The following is a 17,024-nucleotide window of genomic DNA, read 5'->3' as shown; positions in this document are numbered from 1 at the left end:
TTTCGCTTATGTGTCACATCATACCGTTGATGTGGGGCAAAGTCCACCGTTTGCATAACCTATCTTATGCACTGATTCTGGCTACTTTTGGGGCTAATTCAGGGCTGAAACTGGCGTTTATCTATACAAATACTGACGGCATAACGTTATGACTGTGAATCATCCGGCTCTATATATCCTTCCTCAATCTCTACCGATTCCTCAATAGCTTCATATTCTGCTTCCAATACATCCGCTTCGATCATATCCAGAAATAGCTGCTTCCGTTCCTGTTCCAGTGCCTTCGAATTGACCACTAGCTCACGTCGATCATTCCACTCGTTAGGTGCGCGGTTCTTCAAATAGAAGATCATAGCTGTTGGATTCGGGGGCTGATACCGTTTCACTTTTTCGATACGCGTCTTCTTTTTTCCATTTTTGTCCTCTTCAACTACTGTACGAATTTCCTCATATTCATATCCAGTTGCAGCTTTCAAAAGTGAATTTTCCACGTGTGAAATAGGGACAGATCTGCTCCATTTGACTAGTTCAGCCAGCATCGGATGCTTATCTATATATTCGTACCAAGTCGTTTTACCAATGTCGAGTTTCCTGATAATATCCTCCGCGTTCATTCCTTCTTCGAACCACTGCTGAATTTCCGCTAGTCTAGGATATACATGGGTTTCCCACTTGGTTGGACGTTCTAATGCTTCAGCAAATTTGGGATGTTTTCTACGGTAGTCACCTAATGTCCAAATATGAATATTTAGTCGTTTCGCAATCTCCTCATCTGTTGCTCCTTCACGTACCCAAACGGGAATATCCCTGAGTCTTGGCACAACAAATTGATCATATTTGGTTAGTATCTTTGGTTTGTTCCTTTTTGGCTTGTCATTGTTTTTGCTCATTAACTCACCTCCATCACGAAAAAAGGGAACAGCCAACTATCGCCATTCCCCATATGTATCAACTTACCCTTCCAATTCAGCCTCGTAAAACAATTCGATATCCTCAATCACCTTCTGAATCAACTCATTGTCCTTCATAGCTTCCTCAGCCCCCAGTACATTTACCTTTTCGGCTTGCATGCCTTTTAGGAATCGAATCACCATATTCACTTTTGCCTTGCCCAATCAAATCACCCTTTTCGGTTTAGTCAGCACATGATACCTCTGACCTTGCCGACTCAGCAACGATTTCTTGATAGCTATACTGCTTACCATTTCGAATCAAATATGCACCAATATCGCTGCCAACGTGGGCAATATACCGCTTCACGATCACATCCACATATTTGGGATCAAGCTCACTGGTATAGCAAATCCGTTCCGTTTCCTCACAAGCAATCAACGTTGAACCCGAACCACCAAATGGATCAAATACGATATCACCAAGTATGCTTGAGTTTTTAATCGGGTAGCTAATCAGTGGAATTGGCTTCATCGTGGGATGAAACTCATTCCGGAAGGGACGATCAAATTGCCACAAGGTTGTTTGCTTCCGATCACTATTCCAATAGTGTCCACCTGTCGGCTTCCAACCATATAATACGGGTTCGTGCATCCAGTGATAATCTTGTCTACCCATTACCATTGCTTGCTTAGCCCATATACAACATTGGGATAGTTTGAATCCAGCTTCAATAAAAGCCTTCCTAAAATTCAATCCTTCACTATCCGCATGGAACACATAAATACTTGCTCCGTCATCAGCTACTTCAAACATTTGAGTATAAGCAGCCAATAGAAAATTATAAAACTGGTGATTATCCATCTTATCGTTTTCAATTTTCAGCGCATCCTTGGTCTTACCTGTATAGTCCACATTGTAGGGTGGATCAGTCACAATGAGTTGTGCCTTCTTACCATCCATCAATGTTGTAATATTCTGCAAATTAGTCGAGTCACCACATATGAGCCTATGCTTCCCAAGTAGCCAGATGTCACCTTTGCGAGTGATCGGATGTTCAGGCAATGCTTCTTCTACATTAAAATCATCCTCATCATCCACATTTTCTTCATGTAATGTATCCAGCAACTTCTCCGCTTCAGACCAATCAAAGCCAGTTAGCTCAATATTATATTCCGCTTCTTTCAACTCATCTAATAATGCAGCCAATGCTTCAAAGTCCCATTCCCCTGTAATTTTGTTAAGCGCTATGTTCAGGGCTTTCTCTTTCGACTTATTCACATCGACCATGACACAATCGACTTCATCGTAACCAAGTGCCTTCAACACTTTAGCACGTTGGTGGCCTCCCACGATGGTATAATCGCTGTTACAAATAATTGGTTCACAATAACCGAATTCCATTACACTATTCCTGATCTTTTCAAACTCTGGATCACCCGCTTTTAAATCCTTCCTTGGATTATATTCTGCATGCACCAGTTGACCTATCTTCAATTTCATCCATTTCATTTATTAAACTCTCTCCTTTATGTCTACAGCTTTCTCATTGTTTCTGGCGTTTTTTATGTACGGAATTAACGTTTCTACGTTTACGAATTTGATTTCCAATCCGGCTCATTCTCCTCTCACTCAGAATTACAGTGAAGAATATGCTAAGCCAAATACAGATTTCTATAGCTAATGCTTGTAACATTAATAGCATTCATATTTCTCCTCTCCAAATAAAAAAGGAACCTTAGCTCATAGCCAGAGTTCCCGTGTATGATATGTACTTTTAAATTTGCTCATTGTGTCACGTGACACACTTCAAACTTTGTAGGTTCAAGTCCTCAATTCGTGTAGTTTAAAAATTTTGAGAATATCAGCGGACATTCAGCAAGATTAATTTCAACCTGTAAATCAAAAATTTTAAAATAAGCAGCCTGACTACAAATGAATAGATGTCTTGAATATGAGGTAAACGTCATTTCTCCAGTTCATTCTTTCTAGGTTTAGGCTATATCAATGGACTGACCCCAGTTTCCCCTATATATAGAAAAGTAGGGTCACGTCAATCTATCACGTTCAAAAAAATAAAATGAAGACAGCCAACGATTGTTGGATGGCTACGGAAAGAAATAATTTGTTTACAAATTTTTGTTGACGGTTTCTTTTGATCTTAACGTTTGTACCAAATAAGGGGAAACTCTCTCACCATCTCGATAAAAACCACTTCGCTACGCTTCGTAATCGGTATTCATCGACCTGCCGCCGTTTCCCCTCTTGCCTTCGGCAATTCACCCTTTTGCGGCTCATTTTGGACACTTTATTTGCAAATTTATTATAAGAGGAAGAAATCTTCCCTTAATATTAGGGAGAAAATCTTCCTTTGGAACTGCTACAATAGTTTACGATAATGCTCGCTAACCACCTGATCGGTGAATGCATCTTGATCCACTAGCATAAACAACCAATATTGTCGTCCAACTTTTGAGGTTCTTTCGAATAGCAATATATTATGATTCTTTAACTCACTCAAAATGAATTGCTTTCTATCTCCCTTCCAATTATCTCTAAACCACTGATATAGTGCTTTTCCACCTATTTCCTTAGCGGTAAGCTTGATATTCTTTTTGCCCACCATGAGCTTAACCATTTCGATCATTTTCTTGGAACAAGCTTTCTTAAATCGAAGTTCATTATGTAGTTGATGCATATGGACTCGTTCATCCGGCAATCTAAATTCTTTTTGCATCAGCGTTAACCATTCTGTCCGTTTCGAGTACATCACAATATCCACTTCTTCGGTTAAATTTACATTGCGTAGGGATGTTCTATGAATAATTTGCGAAAGATTAGCCAGCACATCTTCTATATATAGTTTTTGTATTCTCTCATCTGTAAACCAGTTCCCTTTATTTCGATTCTCATTTAAGGATATATCCATATCTACACCATACATGGCTACCGCAATTTCCCGATAATGCCTAGGTGGGCGAATGGGAACACCAAACAAAGCCATCGCCTTAAAGCTAGAAAAATCATTATTACCTACCACATTGAAAAGATGTTTCCTCATATCATCATCTGACTTCTGCTTGATGGTGAAAAATTGCTTGAGCTGCTCGTCCGTAATTACACCCTCAGCGTGATAAAATGCGATATCATCCTGTTTAGGTAATGCAATCATTTTGAAACTCGGACGTTTTTCTTGTAGTTTACTTTGTATCTCCAAGAAATCTCCTGCTATTGCTTCCTTGACTTCTTTTAGTTCACGGTAAGATAATGTTGTGGACGTATTTATATTTTTCCATCGAATATTCAACCGCTCAGCATATCGATGAACATTTGTCATGGGGATCAGTTCAAATCCAGAACGTTCATATATACTTTGGCTGATATGTGCTGTCCCGTCCAAAACCAACATATGGGTATGTAACCGACTATAGTCTAGCCACTCTGAGCAAATAATAGCTTGCTTATTCGTTCGTTCTATACATCCGATATGATCCTTTGCATACATCTTCATAAACCATGTATATCTTCTCATATCCTCAAGTTCACCTTTAGCATCAGCCAATTTAGCCAGGATGGTATTGAAGAACCGTTCTCTTTCTGAACCCTCTATAAATCGATTCAATCGTAATGTTGAATGGGAAGTTACATTGTCCTTTAATTCCAAGTTGATCAACTCACTCAGGATATCTCTAGCTTCCTTAAATTCACGATTACTTAAATGAATACGATCTGCCAAATGCTCAAACCAGTCAAATGAATTGTCTTTACTGCCAATATCCCAGACACAACTGTCATAGTAAATAGGCATCTCGTCTATGATCATCAATCGTTTCCACTTATGTACTTCTTTAAGCTGAGCATCATCTTTCGTATTCTTAGCTCGCTGCGGGTAATATAATAAATAGTTATACATGTTCTCATCATCTAACATCAAATCTCGAAGTCTTTGCTGAGGAATGCATAAAATTTGATACTTTCTCATGGTATCTATCACTTTATGAATCTCATCAGAATTGACATATGCAATGGCATCTGGTATTTCATGTTGCTTGGCAAATTCAGACACATCCTTATATACATTATTCTTCATCGTGTCGTTATTATTAAACACAAGCAATAGCGGATACTTTTCATGTTGATTTGAAGCATTTTTCTGTAATAGACTCTTGCATAGAACATTTAATGCTGTACTTTTCCCTGTGCCGGGAGCAGAATTAACTACCCATGACAAATAGGATTCTTCATTTTCAGATTCATCCATATTCATTTGAAATCCCTTATGTACAAAACTTGTTAATGCATGATATGTTTCTATAAACGCCTCTTCGTGGAGACTGTTCATATGCGAACGAGAAATATAAGCTTCCAGATCGTTCCATTGATTCACTGCCAAATCAGATTCACTCCTTATATTTTCGGGTTCTTAATTCCCTCTAAAGCCTGTTGAAATTCTTCATTAATAGCATACAGCCAAAACTTTTGATGCTTATCAATCGTCAAAGCACGAGTAATGTACCGAATATTCCTATCCTGTAGTTTCCGCATCATCTGACCATCGTAACAATAAAAATAGCTCACTCAGATTCACTCCTTCATTGTGGAATTGCACCCATATAGCAGGTGTCACCCAAGCGCCCGTGTTAACAGGCGCTATATATCATGACAGAATAATGTGTCACGTGACACCATTTACTCCATGGCCAGCAAGTCATCCAGTATGTCATCCGTTGAAACATGATTCTCTTTGGCTATATGATCTAATTGTTGCTTATAAAATTTGATTTCTTCCGTTAACATTTCCAATGATTTGTCCTCTAAAGAATCGCTATACTTTTTGCATTTTTTCAATTCATCTTGAAAGCTATGTAAATTCCATTTCTCTTCGATGTTGATCTCAGAGTAAAAAAGTTCATTTCGCATCTCATCCCAAAATTTTTCAACCATCCACGGTCTGAATTCGGAATCAAAATGATCTTTATTTTTTTCCAAATCATAAACAACTGCAAAATCAATATCTTCTTCTGTAATGTTGGAGATATGAAGATGATTGACAATACAATCCATTTGAGCGGTTAAAGCGAATCCTCGATTTTTAGAAACAACCACAGAGCCAAGTCCCTTATAATTCAAAATAGGCGAGATAATTAAACCGTAATGCCAATCATCCACCCAGCTCTTGACTTCATTTACGGTTAGCTTTTCTTTTTTTATGTCATGTTTCTCCCAAAACGAACTATGAAATTTCCATTGATAGTTTTCAAAATGACTTTCTTCTCTCTGTGAACCGTCTTCATGAATGAATTTTAATGTCGGTTTATTATTTAGCAATCTATTCAAAAACGATTCCATTTTCAACAGTTGCTTGGCATGACCATCTGAAATATATCCTTCTGCAATCCAGTCATGAATAAAAGGTAATAGTTTCAATAATCTTAAACGGCTTGTAACGAAGGCTCTGTTTTTACTCACTTTTTTTGCAATTTGGTCGTGCGTGTATCCTCTTTGTACATACTCATAAAATGCATGAGCTTCTTCAATAGGAGTCATTTGCTCCCGTTGAATATTTTCAATGACAGATAAATGAAAAGCTTCTTCATCGCTCAATTTCTTTACTTTCACTGCAATCGTATCCAGACCAGCCATTTGGCTTGCTCGAAATCTGCGCTCCCCTTGAACAATTTCATATTGATTTCCCTGTGGTCTGACCAATATAGCTTCCTGTAATCCATCGCTTACAATGGATGCTGCAAGTTCCTGCAAAGACTCTTCATCAAAATGCTTGCGTGGCTGATTCGAGTTGGTAACAATCTGGCTTAATTTTAATGTGGTGTTCAATTGATAATATCTCCCTTATGTTTGGATTCGTATATAACGTTCTGGTTGTCACCCAAGCGCCCGTGTTAACAGGCGCCTATCATGACAGACAAATGATTCACGTTAGTCGATATGGACTATCGCCTTAAAGCTCGATTTCGTGACTTTCTCGATAGATAAAAATTCAATTTCTGTACCATCAAAATCCAGTAAGGATAACCCCTCATCTCGGTGAATGACCTGATCTCTTGGAATTATACATTTTAATTCCCCCTGCTCATCTACAATATGAACATAGTTATGCTCGACCACCTGAATCTGTAGTTTCTTGCCCAAAACCTGGTCAGCTATCAACTGCGATTCTTCCTGAGACTTTTTCAATGTGCTGAAGCCGAGCGAATAATTCCTCAATGTTCGTCTTGTACTTTCCCCATCCAGCATAGAAGGCGTATTACTAGTTTGTACTACGGTTTCCCGTTCAGCTTCATACCATATGAAGAACTGTCCCATGATCTCAAATAACGAATAAACACCGTCCGGCACATGGAATGGAAACTCCAGATCATCTACTGTAGCGATGCCAACTTGAACGGTAAGCTCCTTACCTTCTACATTACAATTCGTGAGCCTGTTCACCTTTCGTACTTCCCTCTTCAAAACATTTTCATGCTGCTTTAGATTTTCCAGTAGCCCATCTACAAACAGCCATGCAAAGGAGTACGTTCTGTAGTTTTGATATGCGATCTCGACAGCAACACTAGCAAGTATCGAAGGATAAGGACAGATCTCTTCACACCGAGTTTTGTATTCCTCTCGTAACCTAGCGTATTCCGCACTGATCGCTTTTCGGGTATCATTATCTCGTTGCCATTTTTTCAGCTCATTAAATTGCATACGTCGATGATTAATTGTTTTTTTCTGCTCGTTGTATTCTGTATACAGCGGTTCAATACGGGTTAGATAATCCAGAAACTTGCGCTGACTAACCTTGCTCATATCCTGTAACAATTGTCTCGTGCTTTCGATGCCCAAAATAGACTGATCCAGTTTCCCATCTTTCATCTGGAACTTGTCATCTATGTACTTTTCTGCCTTGACACAAAATTGGTTAAACGGTGATTTCGTCGAGTACTGATAATCCTCGGCTTTGCCACCATTCACAAAACGAAAGAAATATGGCATCTGGATAGCCAGACGATCCAGCACATATGGAATCTCTACTTCCAGTCCATTTTTGGTCGCATCAATGATTTGACCTTGGAGAAATTTTAAGACTGAGTTTTCCAAAACGCGTCCTTGAAGGCTACCTTCCTCCAAAGCCAAATTCTGAAAATACGTATTCACATTCGTACATCTACCCGTCAGGTTATGCAGGCTTTTCAGTTCCATCTTGACGATGCTATCCATATTATTCGATACAGGAGCAGCTACTTTTTTATCATCCTCATTGATAATCGTAGGAGCATCGATCACTGCTGAGAGTATAGTTGGATCGTTGGTACAGAGAGCCGTATCCCCGTCCACGTCACCGAGTCCAAGTCTTGCGAGTGTTAAATCACAACAGTTCAGCACAATCACGTTGTCCAAATGACGCATATATCGGTTATGTACTTGTACAAAATCTAGCTTACCGACTTCATTAAATATCGTTAACGGTGAACGGAATAGCGCATGCATTCCACGTTTCCGATTCATAAAAGCCTGGTTCTTCTTCAGTACGCCTATAACTGGTTTTCCGCTGGCATGCTCCATAAACGCAATCGGATCATTGGTTAGATAAAAGTAGTTGCCACAAATCGGGATGCGACCTTTCAACATATCCTGTACTTTCAGCATGGCTTGCTTCACGATAAATTTGCGGACATTACCGTCATACAGCATTAGTTCATTCAAATCTATAGCTTGGATAATTTCATTGATAAACTCTTTCTTCTGGCCCCGTTCTATTTCATCTTCCTGTTCGTCGGGTTCTTCATCTACATCTTTCGGTTCATCGTCTTCTTGGACTAGCATATGTAGGAACGCTTTCGTGTACGCAATATCTCGAAGCCAATTTCCATGGACTTCATTTTTTTGTCCATGTAGTACACGTTTGATGACATCCATTAGAGGCGTAGCTAATTGATATAAGTCGTTCAGTGTAAGATTCAACGCATGAATATATTGATATGTCAGTGGTGTGTAGGCGTTCATCTGGTATGCTGGCTTCGCATAATTGGCGATCCAGAAATTGTTATGATTATGTACTTTCAGTAATGCTTCGTATTCCGTTATATTTTCAAACAAACACTTAGGCTTTACTTCTTTTTCATTGTATTGATGCCATGCTTTGAAGCAGGATTTGGTAAGAATGATATCAATAGGGCGACCCTGTTTGTCGATGATGGGCTGTGATTCACCGAAAACATCTTTTATTTCTGTCACGTTATGTTCCTTGAACCATTTCATCAAATCGAATCGGATAAAGTTACCTTTGATATATGGTAGTCTTCCCTGAACTGCATTAGGTGAATAGGATAGGTTAAGATGCTGTCCAATACGCTCGGCAAACTGGAAGCTCATTAAACCTTGACCATCAAAAAACTGAACATTCTTATTTTCATACTGTGGATACTCTACTCGCTTGAATCCGATGGACTCTTCATTGATTGCTATGATTGGGATTTCTTCCGTTTGCTCGATGGAATAACAAGGGTATAGTTCGTCATCATACATAACTGAACGAGCAGGAAAAGAAATTGCTTCTAGCTTCACACGACGATTCTTTTTATCCCACCCATTAAATGTTTTATACTCTGATTGATCAGGAACAGACTTTGTACGGCCATTCCACGAGATCGTTTTATTCGGTATACGTTCTAACTTATGTAATTTTCCCTTGGATGGCTTCAATTCTTTCTTCGCTTCGAAATATTCACGTTGCTGCGTCTTTTCCTCGAATATCAACTTCTGCTGCTCCGAATCCTCAACACACTTTTCCACTTTCCATACATCTTCGATGATCGTATCCTTTTCATAATCTGGTATGACGACAATACGAGGGATATACGGAACTGGTTGTGCCGCTGAACGACTCACACCAAGTGCTGCTTCCCACTTATGGGTATTAGTGAGTGGTGGCATTTTACCGAGTGTAATGCGTCGATACAGATCAGCAACATATTTTTCTTGGATAAATTCTGTCCTCTGTGTACGTCCCATGGCAGGTGACTTAATCGAACGGACATATTTCCTTCCATTATAGTAGATACCCTCTCGTAATATCCGTTCAAACAAGGCAAGTTGTGATGGATCATCTTCGTCAATTTGGTCTGCTTTGAGCATGAAGATTACGTCGGTAACATCGGTGGAAAGATCACGTTCTGCTACAACTCTCTTGAGTTGATCAAGGTAGATGCTGTTCGATACAGTGATGGTACGAGTGCTGGATTGTGGCGCACAAATTTGATCGTCTACATGAGTGATCTCGTTAAAATGGAACAGTTTAATTTGGTATTGATTGCGTGTTGGATTAGTGGACAAGTTTTAGCCTCCTGTTTAGTGGTTTGGGTGAATTTTATAATTGTGAACGTTCCGTTCCATCCTAATAGGTCTTGTCTCTGTGCAATGGATAGGAATAAATGTTCGTATTAATTATATCGAATGTACGTTCGTATTGCAAGAGTTAGATTTGAATAATTGTTTATTTAAGATGAAAGTTGCATGAGTAATCGTAAAGTGATAAAGTTTTTACATTACGCTTCTGAAACCAATCTGGCATTATATGCTTTTCATCCGATAAAAACGTGAAGAGCACGAAGAAAAGGCCCAGCAAATGTTGCTGAGCATCTTCAGTTATATAATATAAATATTCCCATTTAAAATACTGATTTAGGTAATAATTACGATGACATTTCTGTCAATTCATTCATTTACATATGTAGCTCATAGGAGGTGAAGCCCCTGACTCCATCACTGCCAATGGAGAGATGGAGTTTCGTACGTTAAGAATCTCTGAAGAAAATTAGGTTTATACTTTTACATTGGAACACTCATTTATCACGAAATAATGCAATAGTTTACTCATTACTTGAAAGTTTATTATTATTTTTGAACATTTCTTTTAACTAAATCACGAAGCCTTTCCTTAACCTTATCTTTTTCAGATGAACTCTGAACTTCTATTTCTGTGTCTGCTAACTCAGGAGTTTCATCTTCCATAAAGCTCTCTCCTATTTCTTTTAAAAATCTTTCCAATAAAGCTTTTTTATCTTTCTCTTCTCTTTCAGATTTTGCACGTTTAATTGAATTTAAAATAAACAACAGCGATTCAAGAAAAATTACCGCTACTATAGTTAAAAATATCATGTTTCTATACGAATAATTTGTTTCTTTATTAATTTCTTTACTTGAGATATCATCCGTATATGAAGCAGAAAAATTTTTGCTATCATCCCTAAACCAGACTTTTAAATCGATTGTTGCATTCTGAGACAATCTTTCCATATTTAGGATGATTGACGAACTATTTTTAATACTGTTGTTAGTAATCATTTCAGTACTTTCAACTTTATAATCATAAATAGCCCCATCTAAATTAATTTGAATCCGAAGTTTTTTTGAAGGACTCCCTAAATTTTTTATTGTAATTATCCTTAATGAGTCGGCAATCGGTTTATTCAACTTATTCGTCAAATATTTATTCGTTACACTTAAAAGATCATCCGGTATGAACTGATTAGTTTTACTTGTTTGAAATATAATATCAGTTTCATTTTTAAATATCCTATCGTAGATATTATTACCAAATAAAAGCACAAAAAATGAGATAATCGCGCTTATAATAGGTATTATAATAGCTAGTTTACCTTTGTCTTTCAAATAAGCCTCCTCCTTGCCAAGGAGATATATCAAATATAATGTACTCTTTTGGTATATTATTAGCATCAGAGGAGAATCCTATATACTGAATTTCTTCTGCAATTGAAACATTATATATTTTCTCATTTATTTCTTTTATTGAGTTAGAGTCATTAATAGAAAACATATCGTCTGTGACTAACAAACCTAAACCATTAGATATATCTTTCATATCACGACAAAATGTTAATCGTAGGACAAACATCACTAAATTTTTTTCACCAAAGGACATAGTATTGAAATTTTTTTGCCTCATTATTTCTCTTAAGGGGAGATTCAGCAAATGATCATTTAGAAAATTCATATGTTTAATTGTTTGATAAAAAAATGGTTCTAGGACTGATAATTTTTCTTCAATAAATTCTTCGCTCATAATCTTTTCTTTTTTATATACATTCTGTGCATGCTGTAAAAGTTCATAGTTCTTAAGGAGTTGCTCCCTAATTTTAAAAAATTCCGAATTTAATAATTTATTAATTGGTTCAATGGATTCGACTTTTATGAGACCTTCAAGAGAACGTTCTACTTCTTTCTTATATTGCTCCACTAGTTTTATACTCTGATTTTCTAAACTAATTTGACTTTCAAAATTTTTAATATCATTCTTTATAGCATTAAGATAATCTGGATTATATCCTAAAATTTTATTATAAATTTCATGTCTTTCGGTGTTATTTTTTTTGAATTCAAAGTCTGAGTAAAAAGAAAAACCTAGTATCTCAAGAGCAGATCTATCATTGTAATCAGGCAAGGATTTTATACCTAACAATTCCGAGTATAATTCATTCAACTCTAATGAATTAGCTCTAACTTCTTTCGCTATATCACCTTCAAAAACAATTATACTAGAATCTAATTTCCTGGTTATTTTTACGATTTTATTATTAAATTCGCATATTAGGTAAGGATCATAAATTGAATTTAAGTATGTTAATCTATTTGAATTTATTCGTAAGCCTAATATATACTGAATCAAATGAAATAATGTTGTTTTACCTGACCCATTATTTCCTACAACAAAATTTAGTTTTTCATTAAATTCAATTGATATTTTTTTGTTGATTCTTAATTTTTTTAAAATTATTTTGCTCAAAGTATCACCTCAGTAATTCAATTTACTCTTTTAAATCGTTATCCTTTTACTTATCATATAATTATTTATCTTGAAATATTTATAAAAGCCTAACTCTAAATTGAAACAAATTCCACATCAATTATCTAAAAGGATAAAATTGGTTTAAGTATTGTGCTTTTTTTTGCAAATACTCCTCTGCCCATTCTATTCCCTCTTTCAAGGTACTTTTAATTGTATCATTGTTGTACTGCAGCACACTTACATGACTAAAACTGAAATCATAATCAGCTTGCATCCATGTATCACCTTTCCCTTCTTCTGACATCCAGATCGTAACAAAACGATTTATTGCACAAATATGTGCTTCGTCTATTTGTCCTGCTGGTTCTGACTTCTCTATAAGAATAAATCTCGCAATCGCTGCATAAGCTAACATCTTTTCTTCATTAAATAGAATATCTACTTCTTCTTGTCCCTTAATTAAAATTGGACTATAGCCGAAATCCTTTAAATAATTACAAAACATTTCTAATTTTGTCCATGATTCCTCAGTATTATCTTTTCCAAGAACAAGAACCATCTTGGACTTAGCCTGTTTAATCCATTCACTAAAGTCTGAATAGCCATGATTTTTTTCATCATTAACAAATAAAGAACGTGTCAAGCCTTCAAGTTGCTGTTTAGGAACTGGAACTTTTATTACAATGTCATTGAAATCTTCCCAAATACGTTCACGAAGATACTTTTCCGATTGAAGCAAAATAAAAAACCTGTCAAATAAAGATCTTTGGGATATTATTTCTACGATAGCTTCACATAATTGCGGTTTATTCATAGTACGACTGACATAGTCATCTTTATCTATACCTAATAATCTTCCTAGTGCAAAGATTTCGTCATAGTTATATGATTTTTTAATATAATCAATTAGTCTCTGTTGATTACCTGGGTTTCCATCAAAATGTGAATTCAAACAACTTCCCTCCATCCCCATCGTTACTAAGTGTAAGTCTTGTATACATTGTATCGTCTTCAAGAAATTTAGGAACTGAAATTGTTGTTATGATATATTGAAAATCAATTTCCCCAATATCTTCAAATCTTTGTTCTTCGAGTTCATCTTTAACAAAACTAAAAATACGTCCATAAACTATAGGATCAATTTCTCTAGCATTAGGAGAATCATGTATCAATAACTTTGGATGATTGGTGTCAGAATTTAAAGCTAGTTTAAGTAATGCTAGGTCAAAAGCTACCACCCTAAGTGTTTTTGCTGCTGCTCCATCATCTGATTCCAAGGTATCGATTATAAATCTTATATCGGCTATGAATTTACCAGAGTTTTCACTAATATCTAGTACTCCTGAGCGAGTGTTATCATATAAATACATTACAACTTCATCATATAGTATTTTTAAGTTATCTTGCTGTTCTTTTATACTTTCATTTATCTCTTTAAGATCATTTTCGATTCCTGTTAACTTCGTTTTCTCATCCGTATGAATTTTTTTATAGCGTGCCTGATCCTGTAAATATCTCAATGATTGAGTCCATAAATTTAAGTTTTCTTGTGATTCACTTAGCTTTTTCTCCTCCACATCAATATTTTCCAAAAGTTTCTCTGTATCTTTCATAATATCTTCGTTGACAACATCTATTTGAGAATTCAAATTATCTATTTCTATTCCAATTTCAAATAATCTTCTCTTTAAAGTGTCAATAGCTTGAATTAAATCTTTCTTTTCATTGTGTAATATAGTCTGAATAGTATGAATAGCCTTATCGTCAGATTGCTTGTCATGATCCTTTCTTGGGCATACGAAATCCGGGTCATCAGTAATGGGAACAAAACAAACTGGACATTGTTCATATTTAATTGAACCAAAAACATTTCTAGCATCTTGTGCAACGTTCAAAGTCTCAGATTCAGTTGTTATTTCGTTAAACGTAGCTTGATAGCTATTTAATCTCGAAGATAACATTTGCATTTCCTTTTGGAGAAAAGCTTTTTTGTTCAGTAAATTATTTTTTATTTCAAGACGCTGATCACTTGTAATTTGCAATTCAATTAGTTGTTTTTTCAAATTCATTATTTCTTGAGAATATTCTTTAACCTCCTTCTCTGTGTCTCTTATCAGTTTTTTGATTTGCACTTCTGTTTTCGTTACTTTTTCTTTTACATATTTCTTAATAACATCTAATGATCTTTTAGCATTCTTCACTAATTTAGCAGAATCGCTTTTTTCTTTTTCTTTAATGAGTTTCTCAGGAGTGATCAAGCCTGCCAAAAATTCGATTCTTTTGCGCTTTACTTCTGAACTTTCGTTATACTCCATTGCACTATCAATAGAGTCAAATCCACCTACTTGCTCCCTTATGAGTAGATGCATTACATCTCTTAATGAAACATAACGCTTTTGGTTGATAATATTTGATCCCCCATATAAGGAATTTTCCAAAAAGTCCTTATACCCGGATAGAGATAAAGTCTTACTAATTGGACTTTTCCCATTTAATATTAAATCGATAACGTACCCTTCATAGAGAGAACAATTTTCACCATCTATTAATTTCCTTTGAACGGTATATTCTTGATCTCCAACTTTATACTCCATTAATAACTCGTGTCGATTTAGCTTGTTACGTCCTGTTTCCTTATTACTATTTAAAAAATTATCTTTGCCTAGTCCATAATCAATGAGATGTATAAAGGTACTTTTTCCTACACTATTTCTAGATCCGATTTGATTGTTATCCAATGCCTCTTTATCAACCAGTACCGCCCGAACAACATTTAATCCCGGTCTTAAAATTACGTCCGCTTTTCCTATAGGTGGGTTTACTGTTACTCGGTGGATATATAGTGAGTTTGCCATTGGTTTTCTCCTACTATTTTATTAATTTTATTCAATAAATTTTCATACTGTATTCTTCTCACTAACTTACATGAGAAATTCGCCTTATGAAATAATCTATGATATTTTTCATTCAATAATACAGAAAATTTCTTCTTTTGCAGGATGACCGTATCCCCCTCAAGAACAGCTATATTCTTCGAAATAATTTCTCGTAAACCGCTTAAAAATCTATGATCAAATTTTCCAATAATATAGGGAGCTAATACGCTGTCTAAATTCCCTTTTTCCCAGTCAGGAATTTCTTTAATAAATAATTCAGCATCTTTTGCATTTAACAGCTTATAAAGTATGTTAACAAACCTAAATAAGTAAAATGCTACGGCTAACTGATTTAGTGAACATTTTTTAAGATAAGTGAGCAGTACGAATAAATATAATGCATTTAATTCACCACTCTCATCAACTTCATACCATTCTAATTCTGTGTCTAGGTCTCTTATTAGCATATCCTTCAATCCTATTCATTAAATATTAAACAGTCATAGGTAGTGTCAAATATGATCCCTGTTATCTGATCATCAATATTTATCATGTTTTTATAAGCATCTGGTAGACATTCGAACATTTCATCTAATAGTCGTTGAAACCTATAGTCTGCCGAAAACTTCGTTGGAGGATATTTATCTTTAACTCTTAAATACACTTTGACAACCCTTTTTTTTAGTTGATTATATTTTAAAAATCCTAACTTTTTTGCAGTTCTTTGCAAAACAGAGATGTCGATTTTACTGATTTTCGCGATCTGCTGCATGTCTTCAGAGAATCCAGCCTTTTGCTTTAATTTTTCCTCGAAATTTGTAATATCTGCTTTATCAATTTCTGCCGTATATCTTTGAAATTCTTCTTCTGACATCTCCTGAAGACATGTTAATAGTTCCACAAAAGTTTGTCCAAACTGATTGGCTATATGAATATCCAACGATGTACTAGTATATAAAAATTCGCTTGTGATATTGCTAGCATTTGAGATGGTATCCATTAGTTGTTCATGCACGCCTAATTGAACTGCACGTTCAACTATAATATCCACTGCTACTGGAACAGTGCAATTTTGTGGCAACAAATTAGCGGGAGATTCTTTGATAATGTTTCGTACTAAACCTTTAAGCTGAGCATGTGTTGGTCTTACACTAACTATAGTTTCTATCATATTTTGAATTTCCGGCTCCGTTGGATGAATCAACTATAATCCCCCCTGCAAAAAATCCCTTAACTATTAGGCTTCTTCTAAATACAAAGGCCCATAAACAGGCATTACGTTCTAGCTACTCACTTTCAACTCATTGAATACTCAACTTATACAAAAGGACTATATACTCACGACCAAGGAAACACATTAGTCCATTCCCCTACTAAATCCTGCATAAATCTTCTTTATTTCTTACACTATAGCATATTCATGGGGATATATGGAACAAAAAAGACCC

At 35.8% G+C, this 17,024-nt stretch carries 12 protein-coding genes; all 12 read right to left on the bottom strand.

Translation table 11 applies throughout. The features are described 5' to 3' along the window. Positions 1–146: 146 nt before the first annotated feature. Positions 147–890, bottom strand: coding sequence for a transposase (locus ABH897_RS25300; RefSeq protein ID WP_404592870.1), 744 nt, complete (start codon positions 888–890; stop codon positions 147–149). A gap of 63 nt (positions 891–953) precedes the next feature. After that, entirely contained in the window at positions 954–1,115 is a 162-nt protein-coding gene (locus ABH897_RS25295) for a hypothetical protein (RefSeq protein ID WP_404581478.1), read from the bottom strand. A gap of 19 nt (positions 1,116–1,134) precedes the next feature. Continuing rightward, positions 1,135–2,403, bottom strand: coding sequence for a site-specific DNA-methyltransferase (locus ABH897_RS25290; protein ID WP_404592869.1), 1,269 nt, complete (start codon positions 2,401–2,403; stop codon positions 1,135–1,137). Positions 2,404–3,271: 868 nt separating this feature from the next. Further along, the gene (locus ABH897_RS25285) at positions 3,272–5,284 is read right to left on the bottom strand and encodes a hypothetical protein (RefSeq protein WP_404592868.1); all 2,013 of its coding nucleotides are present in this window, start codon (positions 5,282–5,284) and stop codon (positions 3,272–3,274) included. 296 nt (positions 5,285–5,580) lie between these two features. Then, entirely contained in the window at positions 5,581–6,726 is a 1,146-nt protein-coding gene (locus tag ABH897_RS25280; RefSeq protein WP_404592867.1) for a ParB/RepB/Spo0J family partition protein, read from the bottom strand. Between the two features lie 102 nt (positions 6,727–6,828). Then, positions 6,829–10,227, bottom strand: a complete 3,399-nt coding sequence (locus ABH897_RS25275; protein ID WP_404592866.1) for an RNA dependent RNA polymerase — start codon at positions 10,225–10,227, stop codon at positions 6,829–6,831. Between the two features lie 561 nt (positions 10,228–10,788). Further along, positions 10,789–11,565, bottom strand: a complete 777-nt coding sequence (locus ABH897_RS25270; RefSeq protein WP_404592865.1) for a hypothetical protein — start codon at positions 11,563–11,565, stop codon at positions 10,789–10,791. Further along, on the bottom strand, positions 11,549–12,697 hold the full coding sequence (locus tag ABH897_RS25265; RefSeq protein WP_404592864.1) for an AAA family ATPase: 1,149 nt from the start codon (positions 12,695–12,697) through the stop codon (positions 11,549–11,551). Before ABH897_RS25265 ends, ABH897_RS25270 begins: the two co-directional genes overlap by 17 nt. A 121-nt stretch (positions 12,698–12,818) precedes the next feature. Further along, on the bottom strand, positions 12,819–13,652 hold the full coding sequence (locus ABH897_RS25260) for a hypothetical protein (RefSeq protein ID WP_404592863.1): 834 nt from the start codon (positions 13,650–13,652) through the stop codon (positions 12,819–12,821). Continuing rightward, positions 13,636–15,555 carry a DUF2326 domain-containing protein gene (locus ABH897_RS25255; RefSeq protein ID WP_404592862.1) on the bottom strand — a complete coding sequence of 640 codons (1,920 nt, stop codon included), beginning with the start codon at positions 15,553–15,555 and terminating at the stop codon, positions 13,636–13,638. Before ABH897_RS25255 ends, ABH897_RS25260 begins: the two co-directional genes overlap by 17 nt. After that, positions 15,525–16,043: a hypothetical protein gene (locus ABH897_RS25250; RefSeq protein WP_404592861.1), complete on the bottom strand. Its 519-nt coding sequence runs from the start codon at positions 16,041–16,043 to the stop codon at positions 15,525–15,527. Before ABH897_RS25250 ends, ABH897_RS25255 begins: the two co-directional genes overlap by 31 nt. Before the next feature lie 11 nt (positions 16,044–16,054). Next, a complete protein-coding gene (locus ABH897_RS25245; RefSeq protein ID WP_404592860.1) occupies positions 16,055–16,780 on the bottom strand; it encodes a hypothetical protein in 726 nt (241 codons plus the stop codon). Positions 16,781–17,024: the final 244 nt, after the last annotated feature.

Source organism: Paenibacillus sp. RC73 (assembly GCF_044908085.1).
In the GTDB taxonomy this organism is placed as follows: Bacteria; Bacillota; Bacilli; order Paenibacillales; family Paenibacillaceae; genus Paenibacillus; species Paenibacillus terrae_A.
This window is presented reverse-complemented; position numbering and strand designations above follow the sequence as displayed.

What these genes read in the sequence shown, in the direction of transcription:
- ABH897_RS25300 (WP_404592870.1), bottom strand. Translation starts at nt 890, where the DNA reads ATGAGCAAAAACAATGACAAGCCAAAAAGGAACAAACCAAAGATACTA.
- ABH897_RS25290 (WP_404592869.1), bottom strand. Translation starts at nt 2,403, where the DNA reads ATGAAATGGATGAAATTGAAGATAGGTCAACTGGTGCATGCAGAATAT.
- ABH897_RS25255 (WP_404592862.1), bottom strand. Translation starts at nt 15,555, where the DNA reads ATGGCAAACTCACTATATATCCACCGAGTAACAGTAAACCCACCTATA.
- ABH897_RS25250 (WP_404592861.1), bottom strand. Translation starts at nt 16,043, where the DNA reads ATGCTAATAAGAGACCTAGACACAGAATTAGAATGGTATGAAGTTGAT.